Annotated in this window: 13 protein-coding genes and 1 pseudogene; 7 read left to right on the top strand and 7 right to left on the bottom strand. The window is 46.9% G+C overall.

The window, feature by feature from the left end:
* Positions 1-2: 2 nt before the first annotated feature.
* Complete coding sequence (locus FS373_RS24510; RefSeq protein WP_144048672.1) at positions 3-1,238, top strand: type III PLP-dependent enzyme; 1,236 nt, start codon at positions 3-5, stop codon at positions 1,236-1,238.
* A 401-nt stretch (positions 1,239-1,639) separates the two neighbouring features.
* Positions 1,640-1,978, top strand: a complete 339-nt coding sequence (locus FS373_RS24505; RefSeq protein ID WP_144048673.1) for a type I restriction endonuclease subunit M — start codon at positions 1,640-1,642, stop codon at positions 1,976-1,978.
* 353 nt (positions 1,979-2,331) lie between these two features.
* On the opposite strand, the gene FS373_RS24500 is transcribed toward FS373_RS24505, so the two are convergent.
* Positions 2,332-2,883 (bottom strand): porin family protein, encoded by a 552-nt coding sequence (locus FS373_RS24500; protein WP_144048674.1) that lies wholly within the window; start codon positions 2,881-2,883, stop codon positions 2,332-2,334.
* A gap of 495 nt (positions 2,884-3,378) precedes the next feature.
* Between FS373_RS24500 and mtnC the strand changes: the two genes are divergently transcribed.
* Positions 3,379-4,056, top strand: a complete 678-nt coding sequence (gene mtnC, locus FS373_RS24495) for an acireductone synthase (protein WP_144048675.1) — start codon at positions 3,379-3,381, stop codon at positions 4,054-4,056.
* Positions 4,057-4,133: 77 nt separating this feature from the next.
* Here the strand turns inward: mtnC and FS373_RS24490 are convergent, their stop codons facing one another.
* Positions 4,134-4,937: a DUF4344 domain-containing metallopeptidase gene (locus tag FS373_RS24490; protein WP_152830820.1), complete on the bottom strand. Its 804-nt coding sequence runs from the start codon at positions 4,935-4,937 to the stop codon at positions 4,134-4,136.
* A gap of 110 nt (positions 4,938-5,047) precedes the next feature.
* On the opposite strand from FS373_RS24490, the gene FS373_RS24485 reads away from it, so the two are divergent.
* Both FS373_RS24485 and FS373_RS32810 read left to right on the top strand, forming a co-directional pair.
* Positions 5,048-5,488 (top strand): acyl-CoA thioesterase, encoded by a 441-nt coding sequence (locus FS373_RS24485; protein WP_144048677.1) that lies wholly within the window; start codon positions 5,048-5,050, stop codon positions 5,486-5,488.
* A gap of 3 nt (positions 5,489-5,491) precedes the next feature.
* Positions 5,492-5,738 (top strand): annotated as a pseudogene (locus FS373_RS32810) (GNAT family N-acetyltransferase).
* A gap of 28 nt (positions 5,739-5,766) precedes the next feature.
* Here the strand turns inward: FS373_RS32810 and FS373_RS24475 are convergent.
* From FS373_RS24475 to FS373_RS24455, 5 genes are all read right to left on the bottom strand, one after another.
* Entirely contained in the window at positions 5,767-6,171 is a 405-nt protein-coding gene (locus FS373_RS24475) for an acyl-CoA thioesterase (protein WP_144048679.1), read from the bottom strand.
* A gap of 358 nt (positions 6,172-6,529) precedes the next feature.
* A complete protein-coding gene (locus FS373_RS24470; protein ID WP_152830819.1) occupies positions 6,530-8,326 on the bottom strand; it encodes an AMP-dependent synthetase/ligase in 1,797 nt (598 codons plus the stop codon).
* A gap of 128 nt (positions 8,327-8,454) precedes the next feature.
* Positions 8,455-9,777, bottom strand: coding sequence for a hypothetical protein (locus tag FS373_RS24465; RefSeq protein WP_144048681.1), 1,323 nt, complete (start codon positions 9,775-9,777; stop codon positions 8,455-8,457).
* Positions 9,774-10,631, bottom strand: coding sequence for an ABC transporter ATP-binding protein (locus tag FS373_RS24460; RefSeq protein ID WP_144048682.1), 858 nt, complete (start codon positions 10,629-10,631; stop codon positions 9,774-9,776). The genes FS373_RS24465 and FS373_RS24460 overlap by 4 nt, the downstream gene beginning before the upstream one ends.
* Positions 10,632-10,674: 43 nt before the next feature.
* Complete coding sequence (locus FS373_RS24455) at positions 10,675-11,043, bottom strand: GntR family transcriptional regulator (RefSeq protein ID WP_144048683.1); 369 nt, start codon at positions 11,041-11,043, stop codon at positions 10,675-10,677.
* Positions 11,044-11,130: 87 nt separating this feature from the next.
* Here FS373_RS24455 and FS373_RS24450 point away from each other — a divergent pair, with 87 nt between their 5' ends.
* Together FS373_RS24450 and FS373_RS24445 are read left to right on the top strand one after the other, a co-directional pair.
* Positions 11,131-12,750: an alpha/beta hydrolase gene (locus FS373_RS24450; protein WP_152830818.1), complete on the top strand. Its 1,620-nt coding sequence runs from the start codon at positions 11,131-11,133 to the stop codon at positions 12,748-12,750.
* Positions 12,743-13,477 carry an ATP-binding cassette domain-containing protein gene (locus FS373_RS24445; protein WP_144048685.1) on the top strand — a complete coding sequence of 245 codons (735 nt, stop codon included), beginning with the start codon at positions 12,743-12,745 and terminating at the stop codon, positions 13,475-13,477. The genes FS373_RS24450 and FS373_RS24445 overlap by 8 nt, the downstream gene beginning before the upstream one ends.
* The last annotated feature ends 37 nt before the right edge of the window (positions 13,478-13,514 follow it).

Genomic DNA, 13,514 nt, shown 5'->3' with positions numbered 1-13,514 from the left:
TCATGGATAGAATTACCCAAGCAATCGATAAACTCGCGGCTAAGCAAGATAAACATACACCTCTATGCGCCTACATCTATGATCTTGCCTCTCTACGGGATCACGCCAAGGAGATAGTCTCGGCCCTACCGAAAAACTGTGAGTTTTATTATGCCGCCAAGGCTAATCCCGAAGAAAAGGTCCTCAAGATCTTGGCACCTCTGGTAGATGGCTTCGAAGCCGCCTCCGGAGGAGAGCTCAACTGGCTACATAAATGTCAGCCCCAGATGCCTCTTATCTTCGGCGGCCCGGGGAAACTAATCAGCGACTTGTCTTATGCGATCGATATCGATATTGAGGCTATTCATGTTGAAAGCCTACTGGAGCTGAGCCGCATAGCCAGTCTGTGCAAACAAAAACAGCGTCGCTGCCGTATCTTGCTACGAATGAACATAGGCCTGGATGGCATAGAACAGACCCGACTAACCATGGGAGGCAAGCCCACCCCATTCGGGCTGGATGTTGACGCGCTTGACTCTGCTATCGCCATTATCCGCGAGCAACCGTTTATAGAGTTACTGGGATTTCATTTTCATCTGATGTCACACCAGTTAGACCCCCAACGCCACCTTGCCTTGATGAAATTGTACTTCCGCACATTCAAGAGCTGGTGCCGGGATTATGAGCTTGATCTGAGTCTGTTGAACGTAGGTGGCGGTATAGGCATAGATTATGTGAATCCGCAGCAGAAATTCGATTGGCCCAAGTTCTGTAGCGAGCTGGCAAGCCTCATAGAGCAAGAATCCATGACACAAGTTAGCATACGCTTCGAGTGTGGCCGTTTCGTCACTGCCAATGCCGGCTGTTATGTGATGCAAGTGCTGGACATCAAGCAGAGTCATGGGGAATGGTTCGCCATAGGGCACGGCGGTACCCATCATTTCCGCACTCCAGCGGCCCAGAGTCATGACCACCCTTTCTTTGTACACTCAAGATCGTCAGTAAAGGCTGATCCAGCTCCTGAAATAGAGTCTGGTAAGTCAGAGTTCTGTATACCTGAGCCCAGCATAAAAGCACAGCATGTGACTCTGGTGGGCCAACTCTGTACTCCGAAAGATGTGTTAGCCAGACAGCAATATATCGACAAGCTAAATCTGGGCGATTATCTGGTGTTTACTCAAGCCGGAGCCTATGCCTGGAATATTTCCCATCAGAACTTCCTGATGCATGCCGCACCAGAGATGGTGTTTCTCGATTAATTAGAGGGAAGGTGGTCTGAACGATGAAGCTGGCTCATCGTTTAAGCTGGTTTCATCTGACGTTATGAGTACTTAGTGAGATTATGGTACTCATAGCTGTATTTATGTAAATCATCTAGGGGGGCTATCTTCGAGTTTAGAGAATACGTTTACACGAGCTAATTAGCTCTAATCCTTTCCTGATAACCTTAAAACTTTGATCTAGTTCATTTATTACATCAGGGATACCTTTATTAGCTGGCATCTTGCTTGTTCTTTGCGAATCTACTTCAGCTTTTCTACGTCATAACCTGCTTTGCATGAAGTCGGATCCATTTGGCTTTCCTGCACTTCAGAAGTATGACAAGTGCTTGCACCGTCAGGCGAGAAAAGCGCAATAATTTAGATAAAAGGAACATATAATGAAACACTCTAAAGAGTTAAGTCAAAGCGAGCACATCAACACCTCTGACAGCATTCCATTCGAGCTTGGTAATATTGTCATTAAGGAAACTGTGCGAACACTCTTGAGAGAAACAATGGAAACGAATCCTCAATGTGTAGGGGTATCCCTTTTGCTAGAAAGACATAAAAATCGTGACTGGGGAGAACTATGCTCCGAGGGTAAAGCAAGGAATGATGAAGCCACTAAATCTGATGGCAGAATCTTCTCCAGCTATGCATACGGTAAAGAGCAGGTTTGGATTATCACAGAGAAAGACAGAAAAACAACGACTGTCTTACTCATGGATGACTACTGAATCCCTTGGTTTCTCTCGTTTAAAGAGTATTTTTTGGTGAGCTTTACTTAGAGAAATTTAAGTAGAGAGCTTATGCGTAGAGAACTAGCGTTCTCTACTTTTATTCATTCCATAGGGTGTATGAAGAATGGAAATGAGCTGTGCCGCCTACTCTCCCAGATGACCAAGAGGAAAGTAGTCGGCATTCACTACATATAGCTTCAATAGCTTATACCTTAGACAGCTCTTGCCTTTCTCTCCTCACTAACAGCAGACAATTTCAAATTTTCCATCTGTAGACTAGATGACTTCCCGTTAGAAGGCGAAAGCCATGATAATAACTTCTCTACGCGAGAGGCATGGATACCAAGCCGTTAGAATCGGTAATGCAAACCGACTCCATATTGAACAAGGCTAATATCGGCAAAGTAATCATCACGCTTGTCGGATTCTGGGTCTGTTTCACTGATCTCATAAAACACTCGCAGCGCCAAAGACTGAGTTAACGTCACATCCACACCAGCACCAAACAACCAACCAGTGCCTTGATAACTCTCATCAACATTGTCATCGTCGCTATAAGTCCTATTGACCACCAGTCCAGCCTTCAAATAAGCCGTGACACTGTCAGTAAAAGCATGTCGCACCACAGGCGAAATTGTCATGGCCGCCATACGAAAATCCATTTCATCGACAAAACTATCGGTCGCAAAAATGCTCGCTTCAATGCCAAAGCTGTCATTAAAGTTATAACCACCATAAACACCGAACCCAGTAGCAGACTCATCAAACGCACCGATATTATCTTCTATGGCCGTGTTATTAACTTGACCACCCAGGTAAAAACCCAGATCTTTAGCGGCAAAAGCAGGTGTTGTCGCCGCGGCCAGTAACATGCCTGCGGTTAACAGAGAGTTGAGTTTCATTGCTATCCCTATATTTGTCTGTTTACTGTATTAAATGCACCCGCTGCATTTTGGTAACAATAATAACCCTTAAAAACGCTTGCATATTAACGTCTTAAAAACATAAAAACAAAACTTCTTCTCCAGAAGTCGACACAAGGATACTGATTAGCTTTCGGAGGGAATAGAAGAAGAGCTAATACCTGCTGTTTTATCATTATTGTCACTCCTGTGATTTTGATAAACAGCCAAGCTAGCACCATTTTTAGCTTTGACTAATCCTTGTCCAATCCATGTCGAATCAAATCCCAGTTCAATCCTCCTTGGTAAAGGTCAAGGTAACTTATAGATCACTATCTAGCTTCATATGAGCATTTATGTGGCATATTCGGTAAATTTAATACATTTTGAACACAGATTAGGCTAGTAATAGCGGAGATTTCAGCTTAGGATCGACATTGAAAATAACGTTATCAGTTACTGGAACATCGATTCCGGGCACATTGTGGAGTAATCATGGGTATCAGAGCCATAGTTGTAGATACAGCAGGTACAACAACCGATCTTAGCTTTATTAAGGACACGCTGTTTCCTTATTCAGCCAAGGTACTACCCGATTTTCTTAAAGAAAATGAACACAATGTTTTAGTAGAAAACTGCATTTGTGATGTGAGAGATATCGCTCTAGAGCCAGATGCTTCACTCGAGCGTGTTACCGAGATCCTGCAGCAGTGGGTGGCCGAAGACAGAAAAGCCACGCCGCTTAAGACATTACAAGGCTTAATCTGGAAGCAAGGATATGCCAAGGGCGAATTCACCGGTCATATCTTCCCTGATTTTATCCAGGCTATCGATGGAATTAAACAGCAAAACATGCGTATTTACAGCTTCTCATCTGGTTCTGCAGAAGCACAGAAGCTACTGTTTGCTCACAGTGATGGCGGCGACCTAACCCCTAAGTTTGATGGCCATTTCGATACCCGTACCGGTAACAAGCTGTTCAAACAGGCTTATTGCAACATCATCAACACCATCAGCTTAGCGCCTAAGCAAGTCCTGTATATTTCTGATGTGGTTGAAGAGCTTAAAGCGGCCGAAGAAGCGGGTATGCGTACCATGCAGATGGTTCGCTCAGATGACCAGCGTACAGGCAGCCATAAGCAGATCACCAGCTTCGCCGAACTGACATTCTAACAACCGAACATATTTTTATATAAGAAAGCACTCTAAATAGAGTGCTTTTTTATGTCTGCTCTTTATACCGATTGGTATTATTTCACCTTGCTCGGTAAAACACTGTAACGCTCTTTTAACCTGTCCCAGTTTTCCGTTTGTCTGAAATACTCCTCCTCACAGTAGCTATCTCTTTCAATTTCTAACTGAGCTTTAGAAATAACCTTGCCGTATTTCTCGGGATTGCTGCCGTATATCAGGCATAAGGTACTGAAATATCGCTGGGCATCTAAACTATGTTCATCCCAGAAATGATCATCATCAAGCTCTTTAATATCCTCATCTTCCAACGAAAACAGATCGGCTGCGCTCAAGGCAATATCAGCGCCATTATCGAAGGAGTGAATGAGCATTAGCGTCGCTAAGGTATCAACCGCATCCTCCTCCTTACCGAGCACTATCACCTGATTGCTAAAGATATAAGCATGGCCATATTCATGGGCAAGAGTATGCATCAAGACGTCGCGGGTTGCATCTTCTGGGCTCACACCTGTCTCTTGGTAGTTGTCATGATGGAAACGAGCATAAACCTCTGTCACAAACTCATAAGGAATAAGTATCTGACTGCTATCAGGGTCAAACAGAGGACCGTCTTCAGCGCCATAGATTATCGTCAGTGCTTGCTTCATGGGAAGTTGCTCATCGAATAGGGCAAGCATCTGTTTCGATATGGGTTTAATCAGATTTTTGGCTTGCTTATCTTCTGCGTTTTTCACCGCAATATAGCGGTTTGTTACGGCTACTGCATCCAGACTAATGCTCAACAACATTAGCACGACTAACGTTAGTCCAGTAACTGCCAGCGTACCGAAGATACTTGCTTGGCGAATTCTCAGTCCCATAAACAGGTCAACCTCATGCTATCTATATAGTTTGTTCAACTTGTTGCCACTATGACATGCTGCTATGCTGCCCCTCAAGTTAAACAACCGTTTGAATAACGAGAGGCAGCATGCTAGAACAGTTTATCGCACAAAACCCAGTCCACACAGAGATCACCGTAGCCTGGGGAGAGATGGATGCCCTACAGCACGTAAATAATGTGGTCTACTTCAAATATTTCGAGACAGCGCGGATCGATTTCTTTAGCCAGATAAACCTGCTCGGCGATCTGAAAATAACCCAAGTTGGCCCTGTACTGAGTGATAATCATGCCCGCTATAAGCGCCCTGTCACCTTTCCCGACACCTTGTTAGTGAGCGTGAAAATTAGCGATATCAAGGCCGACCGCTTCATGATGAATTATACGGTTTTCAGCAAGGCTCAAGAAGCTGTCACCACCTTAGGTAGCTCGCAAGTCGTGATGTTTAACTTCAAGACAGGTAAAAAAGCGACGCTGACCCCAGAGCTACTCGATGCCCTAAAAACCTATAAAGAAGTGAAAGCGGAGTAATAAATGATCGAATCAGTGGTTAAACATCTGAAAAACGAGCACAGGTTTGTCATCCATTCAGACACAGAGCAAGCCGTACTTGTTTATAACAATTAATGATGACCAGGTTGATTTCACCAGCACTTTTGTGCCCGATAATCTGCGTGGACAAGGATTTGCCGAAAAATTGGTTAGATATGGATTAAGCTGGGCAAAAGCAGCTAACCTCGAGGTTAAGGCTAGCTGTTGGTATGTACAGAAGTTTTTATAGTCAGCCCTTTAATATCAACAAAAGCGAACTATTCACCAGTTAGCTTTGCAAGCTGAGATTTAACCTCGGCTGAAATCGGCTGACTCTTATCTATACCGTAATCGTAATGCACCAGAGTCGTCTTAGCTTCTGAGGTCATCTTCCCCTCTTGCCAGCTCTGCTGAGCCACCTCGAAGCTAGAGTTACCCACCCGGCTGATCCAAGTTTTTACCGATACGGTAGAACCATAATTAGTCGGCGAAGTATAAGCAATGGTAAAACCCGCCACTATCAGGTTCCACTGACTTAGGTCCAGGCTAGGATTGAAGATCTCGAATACCGGCTCACGTGCAGCCTCAAACCACACAGGAAGCACAGTGTTATTGATATGGCCCAGACCATCGGTCTCATTAAATCTTGGCTGGATGGCTAAACTAAAAAAGGTCTCTGACATATCTCAATATCCTCTTATTATTCTTGCTGTTCTAATACCATGCCATATAAGTATCTGGTCAGTTCAGAGACTCTCAGTTTTTTCAATTCAAGACACATTGATGAGGAAATGGTTATTCCCTTTTAAGTCAATGTAACACAGAAGTGGAAACACTGAGAGCCTCACGCAGTGCGGGTTTCAAAGCCCTTTATGCTACGTTGAATGTTCTCGATATAGAATAACTATTAGCTTCAAACATTCGCCTTGCCTGCAGTGCTTTGAACTCCCGCTGAATGATCAGATACTTACTCGGAATGGTATAACGTCATCATTGCTTGATAACGTCACACTGTGACATGCATAGAGATGCGAAGCAGATCTATTTACCATACATAGCACTGATCTCACGGGCATACTTATGATAAATCACCTTACGACGTAGCTTCATGGTCGGTGTAATAAGACCCGCTTCCATCGAAAAAGCTTCCGGTAGCAGAGTAAACTTCTTAATCTTCTCGAAACCAGCCAGATCGCTCTGCAGTGTCTTGAGGCGTTGATCGAAATGCTCGATAACATGGCTGTGACGTAACAGCTCCATGGGTGACTCATAATGCAGCCCCTTCTCTTTCGCCCATATTTCGAGTGTTTCGAAGGCTGGGACAATCAAGGCGGAGACATAGTTTTTAGCATCGGCAACAATGGCAACTTGCTCGATGAAAGGACAACAACCGACCTTACCCTCGACGCGTTGTGGCACGATATACTTACCATTAGAGGTTTTCATCAGCTCTTTAATACGATCGGTAATAAACAGGTTGCCATGCTCATCTATACGACCCGCATCGCCGGTCTTCAACCAGCCATCTTCGAAGGTATCTGCGGTTTCTTGTGGACGGTTATAGTAACCGCGCATCACGGTATCGCCGCGAACAAAGATCTCGTTATCTTTACCTAATTTGATCTCGACTTCGGGGATGGCATTGCCGTTAGAGCCGGGAACGCGATTAGCCAGAGTATTACAGGTAGCTGTGGCAGTCGTTTCAGTCATACCGTAGCCACACAACACAGGTACGTCGATACTCTGGAAGAAGGCACTCACATTAGGGTCTAGCGCAGCACCACCAACAGGCATAAACTTGAGGCGTCCGCCCAGTACCTGTTTTAGCTTACTAAAGACCAATTTATCGGCCAGTTTCCATTGCAGGCTCAAAGCCAGTGATGCCTTCTCGCGGCCCTGACCCACCTCAGATTGACGATGACCCACATTCATGGCCCAGGCGAACAACTTCTGACGGCTACTCGGTGCCTTAGAGACTTTATCCTGTACCGCGCTATACACCTTCTCTAAAAATCTTGGTACCACACAAAGCGTGTGTGGGCGTACCTGGACTATGGCTTCTTTGACCGCCATGGGGTTTTGCAGATAAACGTTATGACCACCACGGCTAAGCACGTAGAAACTCCAGCCACGTTCGAACACATGGCTCAAAGGTAGGAAGGCCAGAGACACGTCACCGGGAGTAAATGGTAAGAAGCTATCGTGCTGACGCACCATAGAGGCAAAATTACGGTGATCCAACATCACGCCTTTTGGCTCACCAGTGGTACCTGAGGTGTATATCAGGGTAAGCAAGTCATCCAAATTGGCCGCATCGAGTCGTTTATCCAACTCGATGGGTGTCTTTGCCGGATAGCTGTCGGCAATAAGGTCGTCGAAGTAATGATGATTGGCATTGTCTTGCAGGGTGACGTTCTTATCGAACACCACCACCTGTATCAAGCTGGCACATACGTCAGTCAGTTTACAGGCCATCTCGTAATGAGCTTGATCGCCGGCGAAGATAAGTTTCGCCTCGGCATCATCGATAATATAGCTCGCCTGTTCGAAGGTGCTAGTCGGATAGATAGGCACTACTACGGCGCGAGTCTTGAGACAACCAATATCGGCACAGGTCCACTGAGGGCTGTTCTGTGCAAGGATAGCCACGCGATCTTGCGCCTCGAAGCCAAAATTAATCAAGGCTTGAGCTACCTGGGAGCTGATGCTACCGAAATCGCTCCAACTCACCTGATGCCATGGGGCCGCCATTTCGTATCCTTCGAGCGCGATAGCATCGCCGAGTTGCAGGCTCTGCTTCTTGATTAATCGTGTTAAATGATACTGCTCGAGTGACATATATTTGGGGCCTTTTTAAGCGTACAGGTGTTCCTGTTTCCGGACATTTTACGTCAATGGCCCAAGAAAAATAAGAGCAATTGCTCAACTTTTGTTAGTTCTGCCACAGTTTTGTAAAATTTGTGGCCTTAAACCAGATCGCCTTTCCACAACTTTTTACTTCCCCACCATATAGTTAGCATGGATATACCAACTAGAGCCAGATCTCCCGCAAACCATAGCCAAACGTCGGTTTCTTCGGCAAACACACGTAAACTTCCCGAAATCCAAGCCGAATGCGCAATAATTATCAGCATAGTTGTGGACAGCTGTAGTGCCGTTTTACACGCACTCCCAGCCCCCAAGAGAAAACCACAACCGAAGAAGGTGCTCAAGACGAGGTGGAACCAGATAGCAAAAGTGATGGCTGGATTGAATAACGCAACCAGAGCCGCAGTAGCCGCCATGATCAGGGTGAACAAGATTAACAAGTTAATTTGAGAGCGATTAAACGCATCTATCATTCCCTGCTTGCCACTGAAGCCTGGCAGCATAAACAGAGTTTCTACCGCTCGCCAACGCTGAATACGGCTCCAATGAACCATAGTGCAAGCCACACAGCTAAACTGCACCAACATAAACAGGGCCGGGACCTCCACGCCCACCAGCTGAGCCAACGCCGCAACTATGAGTGTGATTATCGGCATGGCTATGATTAACAGGGCCAGCAAGGGACCCATGAAGAAATTAACCGGATGAAGATGCTTTTCGAGCTTAAAGATCAAGGGGTAAGACTTAGCATTGGGTAGCCAAATTCCTCCCATCTCCAGCGCGTTGAGATAGATAGTCCTGGCATCGGGATGCCAGCCACTTACCAAGGCTCTTTTCCATATAGCCCAGACTAAAGTCAGGTTAGCGAGCACCACTGCCGCTATCATCACAGGAGAAAGAGATTCGGCTATCGAGTCAATGAAGAGTAAAGACAGATAGAGCAAGATAGACAGATAATAGACAGCCATCTTTATCTGGCATAGATAAACAAAAATCAGTCCTAAACCCGTCGCTAACAGCAGTTGGGTAAATGCCGCCTCCAACCCTACCAGTAAGCAGACTAAGGTGCCGATAGAAAATGAGCTCAGCAGCATGAAGCTGCACTGAAAGAATATGTTCCGTCTATATTCAGGGATCAGTATTGACCACTCTGTCGCCGCTAACCGATTCAGCTGCCAGGCCACCGCCGCCGATACAGAGACCTGTACCAGGCCTAAAATAAGAGGAAGAATCTCGAATTTTTCGAATCCAATGATCGGCACCAGCATCAATAAACCCAGTAATGTGACTCCCATAAAGCTGGCGCTACCCAGATCGTAGAACCAGAAGCGGATCACGCCTGCGAATCGACACTGCAATAATTTCAGCCAAGGGCCATTATCACTCCTGGGCTGAATCAGCTCTGGGTTAGTGCGACTCATCTGTGCAGCTCCATAAACAGCTGTTCAAGATTCAGTGATTGGGCCGATATATCTGGATACTTCACAGCGCAGAAATTATCCACCAGCACCTTGTTGCCATGCTGGTTGAGCACGTTTAGCCCTTCCGGTATCTCTTCACCATTTGCAAACGTAAGCAGCTTGACCTCTTCGCGCACACTGTCCATCTCCTTGAACAACACCAGCTCGCCGGATCTCATGAGTGCCAGATGACTGGCGACACGTTCCAGATCTGAGGTGATGTGGGATGAAAACAGCACGGCCGAGCCAGATTCAAGCGCCAGCTCGAACAGATCAGACATAAATTTGCGTCTGGCTATGGGATCCAGGCTAGCAACAGGCTCATCCAGAATAAGTAGCCTAGGTCGGTAGGCCATGGCCATGATCAAGGCCAGAGACTGACGCTGACCCACAGACATGCGTTGAACTTGTTGCTTAGAATCGAGATTGAAACGCTCAAGCCAGGTATTCTCAAGCTGCCGATCCCACGCGGGATAGAAGCTTCTATGTAATTCCAATGCCCTGGAGACACTGAAGCCCTCATAGCCGAAGGGTTGTTGTGGCACATAACCTATCTGCGCCTTAGCCTCTGAGCTAAGTTGATTAACCGGCTCACCTAAGGTGGTGATCTCACCCGAACTTGGCTCTATGATCCCAAGCGCACAGCGCATCAGGGTCGACTTTCCCGCACCATTTTGCCCCAATAGACCCACTACCATACCGGGGAACAATTTTATTGAGAGGCAATTAATCGCAGTCTTATCGGCCTCGTCTTTAGCAGAAAAACATTTGCTGACCTTGTTAAACTCAAGAATCGGCGCTTGGTTCATATCCATCAGTTCAATCCTTTGTTCTTATTTTGTTTATTCTTTTACCGCTTTACCAACAAGTATCGATGAGTTCCATTAACTCATCACGACTGATGCCTAATTGTTTGGCCTGGGACACGAGCTCATCAACCTCGGGCTTAAGCAGCTGGGCACTCGAAGTTGTCTCGCTATGTTCACGTTTAGCCACTCTGGTAGGTTGGCCACGGCGCCTCTCCAGCCATCCCTGCTCGACCAGCTGCTGCACAGCCCTGGAAACTGTCATGGGGTTTACCGACAGGTGCTCGGCCATCTTCCGCACCGAAGGCAGCACTTGTTCTGTTTCTAATTGGCCACCCACAATTAAACGCACAATCTGTTCGCTCAACTGTCGATATATGGGCTCACCACTACTGGGGTTGACATTTATTAGTTCTAACATTAGCCTTTAGACACTGTATTAATACATTGATACACCGATACGTAATTTAGCATAGATTGAGTAATTTTCAAGAAAGGAATAGCCAGTATGTTTCATGGAAAGCGAGACAGGTCAGAGACAAGAAAGGCCATAAATAGTGTAAAGGGCAAGCCATTAATGACGCTGATCGGCACACTCGTTATCAGCAGCATGATTCTCAACCTTCCCGCCTTTGCCTCTGCAGATGCTGATAACAGCGAGAATAACACTGAGGATCCAGCTAGCCAGAATGAGCAAACCTGCTATCTGGATGGCCTGTCTGAGCAAGTTAACTGCGGCTTTATCACGGTACCGGAGAATCCCGCTAAGCCAGATGGAAAGCAGATAGAGATCCACTATGCTGTGCTGGCTGCGATAAAAAGCGATAATCATTCCGAAGCCTTTCTTGCCATCGCCGGCGGCCCGGGCCAATCTGCCATAGATAACGCCGCAGGCTTCAGCCGTATGTTCAGAAAGATACGTCAGAGTAGGGATATCTTACTCATAGATCAGCGCGGCACCGGACGCTCCAATATCCTAAATTGCGAAGGAGACGGCTTCGAAGATGCCCTGGCCATTAACGAAGCAGATTTCGATGTAGCCACCGAGACTCAAGCCTGTCTGGATGAACTCGACGCCGATGTCACTCAATACGGTAGCCTGAATGCACTGGATGATTTCGAAGCCGTACGCAAGCATCTCGGCTATAAGAAGCTGCATGTATATGGCATCTCCTACGGCACTCGCATGGCACAGCTGTATCTAAGTCACTACCCGGAAGCACTATCGACTGTCACCATAGACGGCGTAGTCCCGATGCAACAGAGTGTACTCGCCATCGGCAATGCCATCAGCCGCGCCTTCGATTTGTTAATCAAGGATTGCAACACCAACAAACTCTGCGGCGCTCAGTTTCCCAACCTCAAAGCAGACTTAGCCAGTGTCGATGCCAAGCTAGCCATAGCACCAATGGTCAGCCAGGTACAAGACCCGTTAACTGGCGAGGCAACCCAACTCACCATGACGCGGGCCAAATTTATGGGAGCCATCAGAATGGCCCTGTATATGCCTAATGTCCGCGCGCTTATCCCACATGCAATCAGTGAGGCCGCTAAAGATAATTTCCAACCTATCTTAGGTCTGTATTCTCTCACTATCGATAGCACAGGCATCGCCATGGGCATGCATGCCTCGGTTATTTGTGGCGAAGATTGGCAACGCCTCACAACTGCCGAGCGAGACGCCGCCAACCAAACCTATTTTGGCAGGGAGATGGTGACCACATTCGAACAATCCTGTGCCATCTGGAATATGCCAGCCGTAGATGCCGACTTCTCTGCGCCCATTAGCAGCGACATTCCCACCTTAGTGTTATCGGGAGAGTTAGACCCGGCCACACCGCCGAGTTGGGGGGAGTTAGCCATGGAAAAACTCACTAATGCCAGGCACTTTATTGCTCCTTATGCTACCCACGGAGTCGCTCATCAATCTTGCGGTAATGACCTTATCGCAGAGCTAGTCGACACTGGCAACGTGCAGGATTTAGACGGTGAATGCCTGAACAAGGATGTGAGTCGTAACTTCTACCTCAATGCCAGTACAGTCGAGGCCATTCCCGCCCCGGAACATACACAAGAGCCCGTACAAAAGCCAAAGCAAGCCATAGCCCAAGGAGCTAGCCATGATTAAAGTATCTAATCTATCTAAGCGTATCGGCGAGGTTCAGGCACTGGATGATCTGAGCTTCGAGGCCAAAGATGGCCAAATAACCGGACTGCTTGGTCCTAACGGTGCGGGCAAGACCACCTGCCTGAGAACCATTTTCGGTCTACTCCAGGCAGACAAAGGTATCGCCGAGATAGATGGCATTGACGTGTCTAAATCTCCTATCGAAGCCAAACAGCAGTTGGGGCTGTTCCCGGATCCTTTCGGACTGTATGAAAGACTGACCCCGAGAGAGTATGTGAGTTATTTTGCCGAACTCAATGGCTTATCGAGAGTAGAAGCCAAAGCTGCCACCGCTAAGGTACTCAGCCAACTACATATGGATGATATTGCCGACCGTCGCTGCAAAGGTTTCTCCCAGGGCCAACGCATGAAGACAGCACTAGCTCAGGCCATAGTCCACCAGCCAACTAACATCATACTCGACGAGCCTACTCGGGGCTTAGATGTGATGAGTACCCGAGTACTGAGAGATCTGTTGAAAGAGCTCAAGGAGCATGGGCACTGTGTCTTGTTCTCTAGCCATGTGATGCAGGAAGTTGCCGCACTCTGTGATCAGGTGATCGTAATGGCGGACGGTAAAGTCGTTGCCATAGGTAGCCCGGATGAGCTGTGTCGCCAGACAGGTAAGGATTCTCTGGAGGATGCGTTTATCCAGCTTATTGGAACAGATGAGGGAATAGCAGCATGATAACGGCCTCACAAATGATGCTCTTCAAAGCATCCAA

This window comes from Shewanella sp. YLB-07, from assembly GCF_009377275.1.
Note: the sequence above shows the minus strand (reverse complement) of the source record. Positions and strands in the feature narration are given on the sequence as shown.